General features: G+C 73.7%; 12 protein-coding genes. 3 read left to right on the forward strand and 9 right to left on the reverse strand.

Annotated elements, in window-relative coordinates:
* Positions 1-591: 591 nt before the first annotated feature.
* Positions 592-1,602 carry a tryptophan--tRNA ligase gene (gene trpS, locus ACFYOJ_RS07595; RefSeq protein ID WP_356551220.1) on the forward strand — a complete coding sequence of 337 codons (1,011 nt, stop codon included), beginning with the start codon at positions 592-594 and terminating at the stop codon, positions 1,600-1,602.
* A gap of 136 nt (positions 1,603-1,738) precedes the next feature.
* On the opposite strand, the gene proC is transcribed toward trpS, so the two are convergent.
* From proC to ACFYOJ_RS07615, 4 genes are all read right to left on the reverse strand, one after another.
* The gene (proC, locus tag ACFYOJ_RS07600; RefSeq protein WP_356551222.1) at positions 1,739-2,551 is read right to left on the reverse strand and encodes a pyrroline-5-carboxylate reductase; all 813 of its coding nucleotides are present in this window, start codon (positions 2,549-2,551) and stop codon (positions 1,739-1,741) included.
* A 242-nt stretch (positions 2,552-2,793) separates the two neighbouring features.
* The gene (locus tag ACFYOJ_RS07605; protein ID WP_356551224.1) at positions 2,794-3,582 is read right to left on the reverse strand and encodes an ABC transporter permease; all 789 of its coding nucleotides are present in this window, start codon (positions 3,580-3,582) and stop codon (positions 2,794-2,796) included.
* The gene (locus ACFYOJ_RS07610; protein WP_356551226.1) at positions 3,579-4,412 is read right to left on the reverse strand and encodes an ABC transporter ATP-binding protein; all 834 of its coding nucleotides are present in this window, start codon (positions 4,410-4,412) and stop codon (positions 3,579-3,581) included. Before ACFYOJ_RS07610 ends, ACFYOJ_RS07605 begins: the two co-directional genes overlap by 4 nt.
* Before the next feature lie 205 nt (positions 4,413-4,617).
* The gene (locus tag ACFYOJ_RS07615; protein WP_356551228.1) at positions 4,618-5,142 is read right to left on the reverse strand and encodes an EamA/RhaT family transporter; all 525 of its coding nucleotides are present in this window, start codon (positions 5,140-5,142) and stop codon (positions 4,618-4,620) included.
* Between the two features lie 98 nt (positions 5,143-5,240).
* Here ACFYOJ_RS07615 and ACFYOJ_RS07620 point away from each other — a divergent pair, with 98 nt between their 5' ends.
* Positions 5,241-7,505 (forward strand): PQQ-binding-like beta-propeller repeat protein, encoded by a 2,265-nt coding sequence (locus ACFYOJ_RS07620; RefSeq protein ID WP_356551230.1) that lies wholly within the window; start codon positions 5,241-5,243, stop codon positions 7,503-7,505.
* 37 nt (positions 7,506-7,542) lie between these two features.
* Here ACFYOJ_RS07620 and ilvD read toward each other — a convergent pair whose 3' ends face one another.
* From ilvD to ACFYOJ_RS07640, 4 genes are all read right to left on the reverse strand, one after another.
* Positions 7,543-9,396: a dihydroxy-acid dehydratase gene (ilvD, locus tag ACFYOJ_RS07625; protein ID WP_356551232.1), complete on the reverse strand. Its 1,854-nt coding sequence runs from the start codon at positions 9,394-9,396 to the stop codon at positions 7,543-7,545.
* A 180-nt stretch (positions 9,397-9,576) separates the two neighbouring features.
* Positions 9,577-10,200 (reverse strand): TetR family transcriptional regulator, encoded by a 624-nt coding sequence (locus ACFYOJ_RS07630; RefSeq protein WP_356551544.1) that lies wholly within the window; start codon positions 10,198-10,200, stop codon positions 9,577-9,579.
* A 50-nt stretch (positions 10,201-10,250) separates the two neighbouring features.
* A complete protein-coding gene (locus ACFYOJ_RS07635; protein WP_356551233.1) occupies positions 10,251-11,099 on the reverse strand; it encodes a sugar phosphate isomerase/epimerase in 849 nt (282 codons plus the stop codon).
* Between the two features lie 143 nt (positions 11,100-11,242).
* The gene (locus tag ACFYOJ_RS07640) at positions 11,243-12,175 is read right to left on the reverse strand and encodes a Ppx/GppA phosphatase family protein (protein WP_356551235.1); all 933 of its coding nucleotides are present in this window, start codon (positions 12,173-12,175) and stop codon (positions 11,243-11,245) included.
* Between the two features lie 72 nt (positions 12,176-12,247).
* Here ACFYOJ_RS07640 and ACFYOJ_RS07645 point away from each other — a divergent pair, with 72 nt between their 5' ends.
* Positions 12,248-13,108: a hypothetical protein gene (locus ACFYOJ_RS07645; protein ID WP_356551236.1), complete on the forward strand. Its 861-nt coding sequence runs from the start codon at positions 12,248-12,250 to the stop codon at positions 13,106-13,108.
* Between the two features lie 47 nt (positions 13,109-13,155).
* Here the strand turns inward: ACFYOJ_RS07645 and ACFYOJ_RS07650 are convergent, their stop codons facing one another.
* The gene (locus tag ACFYOJ_RS07650) at positions 13,156-15,108 is read right to left on the reverse strand and encodes a hypothetical protein (protein WP_356551545.1); all 1,953 of its coding nucleotides are present in this window, start codon (positions 15,106-15,108) and stop codon (positions 13,156-13,158) included.
* Between the last annotated feature and the right edge of the window lie 114 nt (positions 15,109-15,222).

Here is a 15,222-nt window from a genome sequence, read left to right on the forward strand (position 1 = left end):
TGCGTCTCCGACTCTATCAGATCCTTTTCCGATCCGATTTCCTCGGTGCTTTCCAGGTTCCCGCTTCCGCGTTTCCCTTTCCGGCGGTTCCGACTCTATCAGATCCTTTCGGGCCCTGATTCCCCGTCAGAGGGGGTTGTCTTCCCGGCCCTTGGGCCGTTCCGACGAGTGAGACTCTAGCGGATTCCCGGCTCCCGAGCTAATCGGGGGCCGCGTCCTTTCGAACGTGGATTCCTCATTCCATAAATACGCACACCAAGGAAACGACGACGCCGGCAATGCGACTGTTCGTCGAAAGTGGTGGGTACTTGCGGAATCGCTGTCCGGGGACCGGCCGGGGCCGGGTCTCACGTCGGACAACTCGGAGAACAGTACGGATGAGGACGGGGTGTGTCAACTGTCGGGCGGAGTGACCCTCCGGGGCGTACGGTGGGCCCCGTGATGACGCGTACGTGCAACCAGTCCTGGTGGGCCGCCTGACGGCGGCCGCGCTCACGTACGTACTCGACGGCCGCCGCTTCGGCGGCCGTTCTCGTATCTCCCTCCGGGAGGGGCGGCCGACGGCGGCGGTCCCGACCAAGAGGTGGAGAGATGACGAGGGTCTTCAGTGGGATCAAGCCGACCGGGCACCTGACGCTGGGGAACTACCTGGGCGCCATGCGGCAGTGGGCCGCGGAGGATCAGCACCGGTCCGACGCGCTGTTCTGCGTGGTCGACCTGCACGCGCTGACCGTGGACCACGATCCGGCGCGGGTGCGCAGGCTGAGCCGGCAGTCGGCGACGCTGCTGCTGGCCGCCGGGCTGGACCCCGAGCTGTGCACCGTCTTCGTGCAGAGTCACGTGGACGAGCACGCCCGGCTGTCGTACGTACTGGAGTGTGTGGCGACCGACGGAGAGATGCGCCGGATGATCCAGTACAAGGAGAAGGCCGCGCGGGAGCGGGAGCGGGGCGGGAGTGTGCGGCTGTCGCTGCTGACGTATCCCGTGCTGATGGCGGCCGACATCCTGGCGTACGGGACGGACGAGGTGCCGGTCGGGCACGACCAGACGCAGCACGTGGAGCTGGCGCGGGATCTCGCGGTGCGGTTCAACCAGCGTTACGGGCACACCTTCGTGGTGCCGCGGGCCACGAACCCGGCGGTGGCGGCCCGGGTGATGAACCTGCAGGATCCGACGTCGAAGATGGGGAAGAGCGACGACGCCGGACCGGGGATCGTCTATCTGCTGGACGAGCCGGACGTGGTGCGGAAGAAGGTCATGCGGGCCGTGACCGACAGCGGACGCGAGGTCGTGTACGACCAGGAGGCGCGGCCGGGGCTCGCGAACCTGCTGGAGATCCTCGCCGCGTGCACAGGCGGGAAGCCGGCGGATCTGGCGGAGGCGTACGACTCGTACGGCGCGCTGAAGAAGGACACGGCGGAGGCCGTGGTGGAGGTGCTGCGGCCGTTGCGGAAGCGGCACCAGGAGCTGTGCGCGGATCCCGGGTACGTGGACGGCGTGCTGCGGGTCGGTGCGGAGAAGGCGCGGGCGATGGCCCGGCCGACCGTGGACGCCGCCTACCGGGCGATCGGGCTGCTGCCGCCCGTGGACGCGGCCCGGTAGACGCGGGAGCCGGTGGTGAGGCGCGATGCGGGGAGCGGGCGCGCCGTGTCCTCGCCGCCGGTGGCCCGCCTGCCCGGCGGGCGGTGACGGCGGCGGCGGTGTGAGCCCTCCCCCGGCGGCAGGGCTCACCGGGTCGTCAGTCCTTGGTGCCGGAGGCGAGTTCGCGGCTGCGGTCGCGGGCGGCTTCCAGGGCGGCGATGAGGGCGGCGCGGACGCCGTGGTTCTCCAGCTCCCGGATGGCGTTGATGGTGGTGCCGGCGGGGGAGGTGACGTTCTCGCGGAGCCTGACCGGGTGCTCGCCGCTGTCGCGGAGCATCTTCGCGGCGCCGATCGCGGACTGGACGATCAGGTCGTGGGCCTTGTCGCGGGGCAGGCCCAGGAGGATGCCGGCGTCGGTCATGGCTTCGACCAGGTAGAAGAAGTAGGCCGGGCCGGAGCCGGAGAGGGCGGTGCAGGCGTCCTGCTGGTTCTCGGGGACGCGGAGGGTCTTGCCGACGGCGCCGAAGATCTCCTCGGCGTGGGTGAGGTGGGACTCGGTGGCGTGGGTGCCGGCGGAGATGACGGACATGGCCTCGTCGACGAGGGCCGGGGTGTTCGTCATGACGCGGACGACCGGGGTGCCGGGGGCGAGACGGTCCTCGAAGAAGGAGGTCGGGATGCCCGCGGCGCCGCTGATGACCAGGCGGTCGGCGGGGATGTGCGGGGCGAGCTCGTCGAGGAGTGTGCCCATGTCCTGCGGCTTGACCGTGAGGATGAGGGTGTCGGCGGTCTTGGCGGCCTCGGCGTTGCCGACCGGGGTGACTCCGTGGCGGGTGCGGAGTTCCTCGGCCCGTTCCGGGCGGCGGGCGGTGACCAGGAGGTCGGCGGGTGACCAGCCGGCTCCGATCATTCCGCTGAGCAGGGCTTCGCCGATCTTTCCGGTGCCGAGGACTGCGACTTTCTGGGTCATGGGTTTCGGTGCCCTCCGTGCCCTGTCTGGGGTGCGTTGTCCGTCGTCGTCATCCTCGCACCCAGGAGGGCGGGTGCGGTGTCGCGTCCGGTCCGCGGGACGCCGGTGGGGGTCGCGTCGAGAGTTTTTCGCCCCCGCCGCCCCTTCCTCTCCTGTCCCTGGGGCTGCCGCTCCCTGGGGCTGCCGCCCTCAGACCCCCGCTCCGGCCTGGACGGCCTCGTCCTCACACGCCGGACGGGCTGTCATGCCGTGCGGCGTTTCAAGGTGGCCGCGCCCAGGGTCAGGACCAGGAGGGCGCAGGCCGCCACGATCAGGGTGTCCCGTACGAAGGCGGTCGTCATGTCGGGGTGGCGGAGGACCTCGTTCATGGCGTCGACCGCGTACGACATGGGCAGGGCGTCGGAGACGGCCTCCAGGGCCGGGTGCATGCGGTCGCGCGGGGTGAACAGGCCGCAGAGGAGGAGCTGGGGGAAGATCACTGCCGGCATGAACTGGACCGCCTGGAACTCCGAGGCCGCGAAGGCCGAGACGAAGAGGCCGAGCGCGGTGCCCAGAAGGGCGTCGAGGAGGGCGACCAGGAGGAGCAGCCAGGGACTGCCTGTCACGTCGAGACCGAGGAACCGGACCGCCAGGCCGGTCGCCAGGGCCGACTGGATGATCGCGAGGGCGCCGAAGGCGAGGGCGTAGCCGGCGATGAGGTCGCCCTTGCCCAGCGGCATGGCGAGGAGACGTTCCAGGGTGCCGGAGGTGCGCTCGCGCAGGGTCGCGATCGAGGTGACCAGGAACATCGTGATCAGCGGGAAGATCCCGAGGAGCGAGGCGCCGATGGTGTCGAAGGTACGCGGGCTGCCGTCGAAGACGTAGCGCAGCAGGAACAGCATCAGGCACGGGATCAGGAGCAGCAGCGCGATCGTGCGGGGGTCGTGGGCGAGCTGGCGCAGGACGCGGGCGGCGGTGGCGGCGGTGCGGTGGATGTTCAGAGGGTGCGTGGGGGCCGGGTTCCGGCGCGTGGGGGCGTGGGCGGTGGTCATCGGGTGGGCTCCTCCGTACGGGATGCCGCCACCGCCTCGTCCACCAGGCGCAGGAAGGCCTCCTCGACCGTCCCGGCGTCGGTGCGGGTGCGCAGGGCGTCGGGGGTGTCGTCGGTGAGGAGCGTGCCCTCGCGCATCAGGAGGAGGCGGTGGCAGCGCTCGGCCTCGTCCATGACGTGGGAGGAGACGAGGAGCGTGACGCCCCGGTCGGCGGCGAGGGAGTGGAAGAGGGCCCACAGGTCGCGGCGCAGTACGGGGTCGAGGCCGACCGTCGGTTCGTCGAGGACGAGGAGTTCGGGGGCGCCGAGGAGGGCGACGGCGAGGGAGACGCGGCTGCGCTGGCCGCCGGAGAGGTTGCCGGCCAGGGCGTCGGCGTGAGCGGTGAGGTCGACGTCGGCGAGGGCGCGGTCCACCTCGTGGCGGCGGTCGGGGGAGGCGCGGCCGGGGGCGAGGATCGCGGCGAAGTGGTCGAGGTTCTGGCGGACGGTGAGGTCGTCGAAGACGGACGGGGCCTGGGTGACGTAGCCGATGCGGGTGCGCAGGGCGGGGTGGCCGGCGGGGTGGCCGAGGACGTCGAGGGTGCCGGTGACCTTGGCCTGGGTGCCGGCGATCGCGCGCATGAGGGTGGACTTGCCGCAGCCGGAGGGGCCGAGGAGGCCGGTGATCCGGCCGCGCGGGACGGTGAAGCCGAGACCGTGCAGGACGGTGCGGGGGCCGCGGGTGACGGTGAGGTTCTCGGCGCGGACGGCGGGGGTGGTTCCGGAGGTGGTTCCCCGGCCGGCGGAGGCGGTTTCCCGGTCGTCAGGAGGGCGGGAGAAATAATTCATCATGTGATGAATAGTGCTCGCGCCCTCTCCCGTCGTCAAGCGGTCACGGGGGTGCGGGCGAGCGGCAGGAAGGGCGGTCGGTGAGCCGGCCTTCGGAGTCGTCGTACGGCCATGGTGGCCGCGCGGCCCGGGGACGCGCGGGGCGTTCGCCGGAGGGGCCGACGGGTGGTGCGGTGTCACGTGAGCGGGGGCGCCGCCGCGGGGTCGGTCAGGCGCGGCGGCGGCGTTTCTTCGACGGGTTGCCGGAGCGGCGGGTGGTGCGCTTCTCGTACTCCTCGCGGGCCCTGTCGTACTCGGCGCGGTGGAGTGTCTCGCCCGGGGCCTCGGTGAAGGTGCGGAAGAAGTAGGCGAGGAGCGTGCCGACGAAGCCGATGGCCAGCAGGCCGCGGAGGGAGGCCTGGCGGTCCGGGTCGGGGCGGCTGGTGAAGCCCGCCCAGGTGTGCCGGAAGGCCAGCGCGCTGCAGACCGCGAACATCACGACCATCAGCAGCGAGACGAAGTGCCCGGTGCCGGCGATCTGGAGGCCCTGGTAGGCGACGCGGAGGACGAGGCAGGCGGCGGCCGCCGCGGCGAGGGAGCCGACGGCGAGACCGGCCCGGCGTGCGGCGTAGCCCTGGTCGTGGTCCACCCAGGACGTGCCGAAGAAACGGAGGGGCTCGGGACGGGGGCCGGCCGGGGCCGTGGGGTCCGCGGGGGTGCCCGGGGTGCCGTTCGTGCCGTTCTCTGCGCTCACGCGTCGATTATGGCGCCGGACGTACCGCGGGCTCCGGGCGGGCATCGACTAGGCTCCGGAGCGTCGCGCGCGCGGAGGAACAGCACGGGGGTGGTCCCATGGCGCCACGGGGGTACGACGGGGCGGGCGCGGAAGCGGAACTTCCGGAATACGCCGGTCACTACCGCCTGGAGTCCTGCCTGGGATCGGGTGGCATGGGCGTCGTGCACGTGGCGCGGAGCACCTCCGGGATGAAGCTGGCGGTCAAGGTCGTCCACGCCCGGTACGCCGAGGACCCGGAGTTCCGGGGGCGGTTCCGGCAGGAGGTGGCCGCCGCGCGGCGGGTGAGCGGTGCCTTCACGGCGCCGGTCGTCGACGCCGATCCGGAGGCCGAACGGCCCTGGATGGCCACCCTGTTCATCCCCGGGCCGACCCTTTCCGAGCAGGTGAAGCGGAACGGGCCGATGGATCCGGCCCAGTTGCGGCGGCTGATGGCCGGACTCGCGGAGGGGCTGCGGGACATCCACCGGGTCGGGGTGGTGCACCGTGATCTGAAGCCGAGCAACGTGCTGCTCGCCGAGGACGGTCCGAAGGTCATCGACTTCGGCATCTCCCGGCCGAAGGACAGCGAACTGCACACCGAGACGGGCAAGTTGATAGGGACGCCGCCGTTCATGGCGCCCGAGCAGTTCCGGCGGCCGCGGGAGGTGGGCCCGGCGGCCGACGTCTTCGCGCTCGGGTCGCTGATGGTGCACGCGGCGACCGGGCGCGGGCCCTTCGACTCGGACAGCCCGTACATCGTGGCCTACCAGGTCGTGCACGACGAGCCCGATCTGACGGGCGTGCCGGAGACGCTCGCCCCGCTGGTGCGGCGGTGTCTGGCCAAGGAGCCGGAGGAACGGCCCACACCGGACGAGCTGATGCGGGAGCTGCGGTCGGTGGCGGCGTTGTACGACACGCAGTCGTTCGTGCCTGCGGCGCGGACGGTGACGGACGAACCGCCGCGGTCCCCGGCGGAGGCGGACCCGGCCGGCGCGGGACCGACGGAGACGGACCCGCCGGAGACGGGACCGGACGGCACGGGACCGGACGGCACGGGACCGACGGACACGGGACCGACGGACACGGGACCGACGGACACGGGACCGGACGCGGAGGCCCGCCCGGAGGGATCCCCGTCGCCCGGGCCCGCCGCGCGTACCGAGCGCCGGGTCGGGCGGCGTCCCGGGCGGCGGACGGTGCTGGTCGCCGGGGTGCTGTGTCTCGCCGTGCTCGGCGGGCTCGCCTCGCTCCGGTGGTCCGGCGACCCTGAACCGGCAGGGCGGACCGCCGTCGCGCGGAACGCCTCGGGCTTCACCGCGTGGGAGACGGAGGCGGCCCCGCACGGCGGGGTGCCGCAGTGCTCGTACGGCGCGGGCAAGCTGCTGTGCGGGCGGCCCGGACTGGTCTTCGCCCTCGACCCGGCCGACGGACGCACGCTGTGGCGCCGCGAGGTCACGGAGGCGGTGCGGAGCGAGCCGCCGGTCGTGGCGGGCGGCCTCGTACAGCCGTCCATCGGTCTGATCGGCGACCTGGAGGCGTACGACCCCGCCACCGGCGAGGTGAGGTGGCGCAAGGGGATGCCCGACTACAACGGGCTGCGGTGCGCGGGCGACATGCTCCTGCTCACCGCCGCCGACGGCCGGGTCACCGGCGTGGACGGCGCCACGGGCGAGGTCGCCTGGTCGCGCCGGATCCCCGGGCAGGCCGTGCCGTACTTCACCTCGTTCGCCGGGGAGCCGACGGCGTACGCGGCGGCCGTGTCGGACGACGGGTCCCGCACCCTGGTGACCGCGGTGGACCCGGCGACGGGCGAGGTGCGGTGGGACGCCGGACTGGAGGGGTCGCTGACACCGGCGGGCGCGGCGGACGGCTCCGTGTACTTCCTGGCCGACGACGCGGTCCACGGCGGCGCGACCGCCGTGGTGCGCTACACGCCCGGGACCCGGTCGGTGCGCCGGGTGGAGCTGGACATCCCCGTCGCCGGGGCGCAGGCCGGGGTGCACGGGGACACCGTGTACCTCATGGGCACGGGCGGCTCGCTGGTCGCCGTCGACACGGCCGCGGGCAGGCAGCGGTGGCGGCTGGAGACCGGGGTGAGCCAGGGCTCGGCACCCGCCTCCGACGGACGGCACGTGTACGTCACCGCCCCCGACGGGCGACTCCTCGGGGTCGACGCCGGCACGGGCAGGATCCTGGGGCAGACGCCGACGCGGTTCGGCGCCGACGCCGACCGGGTGCCCGCCACGCTGCACGTGCCGGTGCTCGTGGACGGGCGCGTCTACGCCGGTGCCCCGGACGGGACCGTGTTCGGCGTCGACGGACGGGACCCGGCCGCCTGGTAGCGGCCGGGTCCCGTGCCGGCGGGGTCCGCGCGGCCGGTCAGCCCAGCTTGGTCACGTCGCGGACGGCGCCCTTGTCGGCGCTGGTGGCCATCGCTGCGTACGCCTTGAGCGCCGCGGAGACCTTGCGCTCGCGGTTCTTCGGGGCGTACACGCCGTTCAGGGCCTGCTCGCGGCGGGCCAGCTCGGCGTCGTCGACCAGCAGCTCGATGGAGCGGTTCGGGATGTCGATGCGGATGCGGTCGCCGTCCTCGACGAGGGCGATGGTGCCGCCCGCGGCCGCCTCGGGCGAGGCGTGGCCGATGGACAGGCCCGAGGTGCCGCCGGAGAAGCGGCCGTCGGTGACCAGCGCGCAGGCCTTGCCGAGGCCCCGGCCCTTCAGGTACGAGGTCGGGTAGAGCATCTCCTGCATGCCGGGGCCGCCCTTGGGGCCCTCGTAGCGGATGACGACGACGTCGCCCTCCTTGACCTGCTGGGTGAGGATCTTCTGGACGGCCTCCTCCTGCGACTCGCAGACCACGGCCGGTCCCTCGAAGGTCCAGATCGACTCGTCGACGCCGGCCGTCTTCACGACGCAGCCGTCGACGGCGAGGTTGCCCTTGAGGACCGCGAGGCCGCCGTCCTCGGTGTACGCGTGCTCGGCGGAGCGGATGCAGCCGCCCTCGGCGTCGGTGTCCAGCGCCTCCCAGCGCTCGGACTGGGAGAAGGCCTCGGCGGAGCGGACACAGCCGGGCGCCGCGTGCCACAGCTCGACGGCCTCGGGGGACGGGGAGCCGCCGCGCACGTCCCAGGTCTTGAGCCAGTCGGCCAGGGACGGGCTGTGGACGGCGTGCACGTCCTCGTTGAGCAGGCCCGCGCGGTGCAGCTCGCCCAGCAGGGCGGGGATGCCGCCGGCGCGGTGCACGTCCTCCATGTAGTACGTGCGGTCCTTGGCGACGTTCGGCGCGACCTTCGCCAGGCACGGCACGCGGCGGGAGACGGCGTCGATCTGCTCCAGGCCGAAGGGGACACCGGCCTCCTGGGCGGCGGCCAGCAGGTGCAGGATCGTGTTGGTGGAGCCGCCCATCGCGATGTCGAGGGCCATGGCGTTCTCGAACGCCTGGAAGGTGACGACGGAGCGCGGCAGGACCGAGTCGTCGTCCTGCCCGTAGTAGCGGTGGACCAGGTCCATCACGGTGCGTGCGGCGTCGACGTAGAGCTGCCTGCGCGCGGTGTGGGTGGCGAGGACCGAGCCGTTGCCGGGCAGGGACAGGCCGATGGCCTCGGTGAGGCAGTTCATCGAGTTGGCGGTGAACATGCCGGAACAGGAGCCGCAGGTCGGACAGGCGTTCTCCTCGATGCGGAGCATGTCCTCGTCCGAGATCTTCTCGTTCACGGCGTCGGACATCGCGTCGACCAGGTCGAGCGTGCGGACCGTGCCGTCGACGAGGGTGGCGCGGCCGGACTCCATGGGGCCGCCGGAGACGAAGACCGTCGGGATGTTCAGCCGCAGGGCGGCGTTGAGCATGCCCGGGGTGATCTTGTCGCAGTTGGAGATGCAGATCAGGGCGTCGGCGCAGTGGGCCTCGACCATGTACTCCACGCTGTCCGCGATCAGGTCGCGGGAGGGCAGGGAGTAGAGCATGCCGCCGTGGCCCATGGCGATGCCGTCGTCGACGGCGATCGTGTTGAACTCGCGCGGGATGCCGCCGGCCGCCTTGACGGCCTCGCTGACGATCCGGCCGACCGGCGCGAGGTGCGTGTGGCCCGGCACGAACTCGGTGAAGCTGTTGGCGACCGCGATGATCGGCTTCCGGCCGATGTCCGCACCGGGTACACCGGAGGCGCGCATAAGGGCGCGGGCGCCCGCCATGTTGCGGCCGTGGGTGACTGTGCGGGACCTCAGCTCGGGCATCGTCGCTCGCTCCTTCGGAGAGTTCCGCCGGACGGTGCCGGCGGTGTTCTGACTGTCGACGAGCGTACGCCCGTCATCCAGGGACCGGGACGAGGTGTCCGGAATACGGGATGTCCGTCTCGTCGCCGGAGCACTTCGGATCGGTCAGGGTCGGTCGGTCAGGGGTCGGTCGGAATCCGGTCAGGGGCCGGTGAGATGCCCCTGTACGACCGGTGCCAGCCGCGCGACGATCCGTTCGGGGTCCGCCGACGCCAACGGCTCCACCTTGATCACGTACCGGAGCATCGCGCACCCCACCAGCTGCGCCGCCGCCAGCTCGGCGCGCAGCTCGGCGTCCGGCAGGTCCAGCCGGTCGGCGATGCGGCGCATCAGCTGGGCGGCGACCAGGCGGCGGAAGACGGCGGCGGCGGTGTCGTTGTCCACGGCGGAGCGGACGATGGCCAGCAGCGGCGCGCGGGTGCCGGGGGACTCCCACAGGCCCAGGAAGAAGCGGGTCAGGCGCTCCCCGACCGTGTCGAGCGGGCCGTCGCCGATCGCCTCGGGGGCCTTGAGGGCGGGCGCGAAGGCGACCTCGATCGCGGCCTCGAAGACTTGCTCCTTGGTGCCGAAGTAGTGGTGCACGAGCGCGGGGTCCACGCCCGCCGCCTTGGCGATGCCGCGGACGGAGGTCTTCTCGTAGCCCCGCTCGGAGAACTCCTCGCGGGCCGCGTCGAGGATGCGGTCGCGGGTCCCGGCGGCCTCGGCCCGCGAGGGGCGGCCACGGCGACGGGCGGGGGCGGCGGGCGGGACGGCCGGAGGCGGCACGGGGGCCGGGGAGACGTCGGAGGTGCCCGGGGTCCCGTGGGTGGCGTCGCTCACGGCCGGGAGGGCCTCGTCGCGGAGGAGGCCGAGGAGGCCGAGGCCAGGTGCAGGCGCGTGAAGGCCAGCGCCTCGGCGAGGTCGGCCTCCCGTTCGGCGCTGGACATGGCGCGACGGGTGTTGACCTCGATGACGACATGGCCGTCGAACCCGGTGTGCGCGAGACGCTCCAGCAGCTCGGCGCAGGGCTGGTCGCCGCGGCCGGGGACGAGGTGCTCGTCCTTGGCGGAGCCCTTGCCGTCGGCGAGGTGGACGTGGCCGAGCCGGTCGCCCATGCGGTCGATCATGCCGAGGGTGTCGGTGCGGGCCGTGGCGGTGTGACTGAGGTCGATCGTGAAGTGGCGGTAGTCCTCCTTCGTCACGTCCCAGTCGGGCGCGTAGGCGAGCATCTCGCGGTCCCGGTAGCGCCAGGGGTACATGTTCTCGACCGCGAACCGCACGTCCGTCTCGTCCGCCATCCGCCAGATGCCGCTGACGAAGTCCCGGGCGTACTGGCGCTGCCAGCGGAAGGGCGGGTGCACGACGACGGTGCTCGCGCCCAGCTTCTCGGCGGCGGCCTGCGCGCGCCGGAGCTTGGTCCAGGGGTCGGTGGACCAGACCCGCTGGGTGATGAGCAGGCAGGGCGCGTGGACGGCCAGGACCGGCATCCGGTGGTAGTCGCTGAGCCGGCGCAGGGCCTCGATGTCCTGGCTGACCGGATCGGTCCACACCATGACCTCGACGCCGTCGTAACCGAGGCGCGCGGCGATCTCGAAGGCCGTCGCCGTCGACTCCGGGTAGACGGAAGCCGTCGACAGGGCGACCTTCGCGTCCGGGATGCGGACTACGTCCCTTGGTTCTGCCACGGTGGCCAGGTTACGGGGTGGGGCCGGGCGGATGCGGGGTGCCCGTTCGCCGTTGTGGTGATTGCCATACGGGGCCGGGGCCGGCGCGCCGTCGTCGCCCGCCTCCGCGGCCTCCCGGAGGGCCGCGTCCCGGCGCCGGCCCCTCAGCCCTGCCCCATGTGGTCGAGGCGGCGCAGGATCACGCCCTCCCTGAGGGCCCAGGGGCCGATCTCCAGGCTCTCCACGCGGAAGAGGTCCATCGCGGCCTCGGCCACCAGCGCGCCGGCCACCAGCTGGCCGGCCCGGCCCTCCGAGACACCGGGCAGCTCGGCGCGCTCGGCGGTGGTCATGGCGCACAGGCGGGGCACCCAGGGCTCCAGGGACGCCCGCTTCAGCTCCCGCTGGACGTAGAGGCCCTCGGCGGACCGGGCGGCGCCCGTGAGGCGGGCGAGCTGCCTGAAGGTCTTCGAGGTGGCCACGACGTGGTCGGGAGGGCCGAAGCGGCTGAACTCGCCGACCGTGCGGGCGATCTCCGTCCGGACGTGCCGGCGCAGGGCCCGTACGTCCTCCGGGTCGGGCGGGTCGCCGGGCAGCCGGGCGGCGGTCAGCCGGCCCGCGCCGAGCGGCAGCGACACGGCGGCGTCCGGTTCCTCGTCGATGCCGTAGGCGATCTCCAGGGAGCCGCCGCCGATGTCGAGGACCAGCAGCTTGCCCGCGGACCAGCCGAACCAGCGCCGGACGGCGAGGAAGGTGAGCCGGGCCTCCTCCGCGCCGCTGAGCACGGTCAGCTCGACGCCGGTCGCCTCGCGTACGCGCGCGAGCACGTCGTCGGCGTTGCGGGCCTCGCGCACGGCGGAGGTGGCGAACGGCAGGAGTTCCTCGACGCCCATGTCCTCGGCGGCCCGGAGCGCCTCGTGGACGACCTCGATCAGCCGGTCCACGCCCTCGGGACCGATCGCGCCGTCCTCGTCGAGGAGTTGGGCCAGGCGCAGCTCCGCCTTGTGCGAGTGCGCGGGCAGCGGGCGCGCACCGGGGTGCGCGTCCACCACGAGCAGATGCACCGTGTTCGAACCCACGTCGAGGACACCGAGTCTCATACAGGGAACGCTACTGCCGTCGGGGGCGGCCGGCGGTGCCGTCGTACGTCCTCGGCGACTTACCCTGGAGCCGTGCCAAAGACGAAAAAGGCGAAGGACGACAAGTCGCCCAAGAGGGACAAGAAGAACAAGAAGGACGGCCTGCGCGGGGCGGCCGGGGTCCTCGCGACGGGTCTTCCGGCAGAGGACGAGAAGGGGCTCGACTTCGCGCGCGCGTGGGTGGAGTTCCCGGACCCGGCCGACGACGAGCAGGTCTTCCGTTGCGACCTGACGTGGCTGACCTCTCGCTGGAACTGCATCTTCGGCAGCGGCTGCCAGGGCATCCAGGCGGGCCGCGCGGACGACGGCTGCTGCTCGCTGGGCGCCCACTTCTCCGACGAGGAGGACGAGCAGCGGGTCGCCGGGCACGTGGCGAGGCTCACGCCGGACATCTGGCAGCACCACGCCGAGGGCACGCGGGACGGCTGGGTCTCCGAGGACGAGGAGGGCTCGCGGCAGACCCGCCCCTTCCAGGGCTCGTGCATCTTCCAGAACCGGCCCGGCTTCGCCGGCGGCGCGGGCTGCTCGCTGCACATCCTCGCCCTGAGGGAGGGCCGGGAGCCGCTGGAGACCAAGCCGGACGTGTGCTGGCAGCTTCCGGTGCGGCGGACGTACGAGTGGATCGACCGGCCCGACGACACCCGCGTGCTGCAGGTGTCGATCGGTGAGTACGACCGGCGTGGCTGGGGGCCGGGCGGGCACGACCTGCACTGGTGGTGCACCTCGGCGACCTCGGCGCACGGCGCGGGCGAGCCGGTGTACGTCTCCTACCGGCCGGAGCTGATCGAGCTGATGGGCAAGGCGGGTTACGACCGGCTGGTCGAGCTGTGCGAGGAGCGGCTGGCGTCGCGGCTGCCCCTGCTGGCGCCGCATCCGGCGGATCCCGCCCGCTGAGGCGGCCGCCGCGACGCGGCCGGGCCCCGGCGCCGGCTCCGGGGCCGTTACGACGTGGCCGGACTCGGGCTGTCGCTGTCGCCGGGCGGCGGGGACGAGCCGTCCGTGCCGCCGGTGGGGGACGGGACGTCGGTGGGTGACGGGTCCGGGCCGGGAGAGCCGGGAGACGTGGGTGCGGGCGTGGGGCCGGCGGTGGACGAGGGGTCGGGCGCCGAGGGCGAGGGCGTCGGAGCCGGGCCCGGAGACGTCGGGGGCGGTGAGCTGTCGGGCAGGGTGGGGCGCGGGCCCGGGCGGGAGGGGAGCGGCGCGGTCCCGTAGCCCCGGATGAAGACGACGGCGCCGGCGGGCGCCACGGCCACCGTGGCGCGCCAGTATCCGGACGGTTCGCGCAGGTGGTCGACGTACACCTTGATCGTGAGCGTCTCGCCGGGGCGCAGGGTGCCCGAGGACCGGCTCAGGTAGAGCCAGGGGGCGCCGGCCGACGCGGACCAGCGCACCGGGGCGTCGCCGGTCGCGGTGAGGGTGATCAGCGTGGTGTCGCCGTCGTTCCCCGCCGACACGGTGAGGTGGCCGGTCTCCTCGCCGCTCGTGCCGGAGACGCTGACGACCTCCACGGAGACGTCCGCCTCGCCGTCCTTGCCGAAGTGGGGTCCGGGCCCGGTGCTCGCGTTGCCGGTGTTCTCGTACCCCCGGCCGTCGGCCGCCCACGCGCCGTTCAGCCCGTCGGGGCCGTGCGCCTCGCTGGCGCTGGCCGAGCGGCCGTCCTCGCCCTCGCCGACGGGTGTCCCGCGGTAGGCCGCCCACAGGGCGAGCACCGGGGCCGCGACGACGGTGGCGACGACGGTCGTGGTGACGGCACGCGCGCGCAGACGGTCCCGGCGGGCCGCGCGGTCCTTGGGGTCCATCGGGAAGCCGCGCCGGTCGAAGCGGGGGGCGGCGCCCCGGGTGCGCGGGGCGTGCGCCATGGCGGCCCGGAGCGCCGCGCGGGGGGCCTCCAGGACGGGCAGCTCGGCAGGGGTCACGCTGGTGCCCGGCCAGCGGCCCGGGGTCGCGCGCTCGGCGGCGCGGCGGCAGCGCGGGCAGTCGTCGACGTGCCGGACCAGCTCGTGGCGGAGGGCGGCGCTGAGCACGAGCCGGTTCTCACCGGTGAGACGGGACACACCGGGGCAGGTGCCGGTCTCGACGACGGCGAGCGCGGCGCGGGTGCGTTCGACCTCGCAGGCGGCCGCGGCGAGCAGGTCCCGGGCGGCGGCCGGGTCCATGCCGAGCACGGCGGCGACCTCGTGGGCGGCGAGGTGGTGGCGCACGGCCAGTTCGAGGGCCTCGCGCTGCTCCGGGGTGGTGCCGGCCGCCTCCGGCCAGGCCAGCAGGGACAGTTCGCGACGGCGGCGGTCCTGCTCCTCGCCGGAGGGCTGCGGGGGCGCCGCCGGTGCCGGCCGCCGGGTGCGGCCGGGGCCGCCCGCGCGGACGGGCCGGTCCGAGCGGGCCGGGTGGTCCGGGCCGTCCGGACGGACCGGGTCGCCCGAGCTGTCCGGGTGGGCCGAGCGGACCGGGTCGCCCGAGCTGTCCGGGTGGGCCGAGCGGACCGGGTGGGCCGAGCGGACCGGGTCGCCCGAGCTGTCCGGGTGGGCCGAGCGGGCCGGAAGGCCCGGTGCGGGGCGGCCCGCCGCGTGGCTGCCCTGACGTTTCTGCCTGGCCTGCGCGAGCTTGCGCAGGCACGCCCAGCGGGCCAGCGCGTACAGCCAGGCCCGGCGGTCCGAGGGCTCGGGGACGCGGTGCCCCCGGCGCTCGGCGAGCGCGAGGACGTCACCCAGCGCGGCGGTCGCGGCGTCGTGATCGCACAGGACGGACAGGCAGTAGGTGAACAGGCCGTCCAGATACGCCTCGTGGGGCAGGGGCGGCCGCTGCGCGAGCGTGCGCGCCGCCGCGCGGTCACGCGCCTCCCGGTGCGCCCGGTGTGCGCCGGTCGTGCGGGTCGGGGACTGCGGACTGCTCCTCATCACCCGGCGACCGTAGGCGGCCATGGGTGGCGCGGACTGGCGCGCCGGACACATTTAATCCGTACGGGTGAAACGATCCCTCATAAGGGGACAGGAGCCTGTCGTTCCGTGGAT

Source organism: Streptomyces sp. NPDC006384 (assembly GCF_042870695.1).
GTDB lineage: Bacteria > Actinomycetota > Actinomycetes > Streptomycetales > Streptomycetaceae > Streptomyces.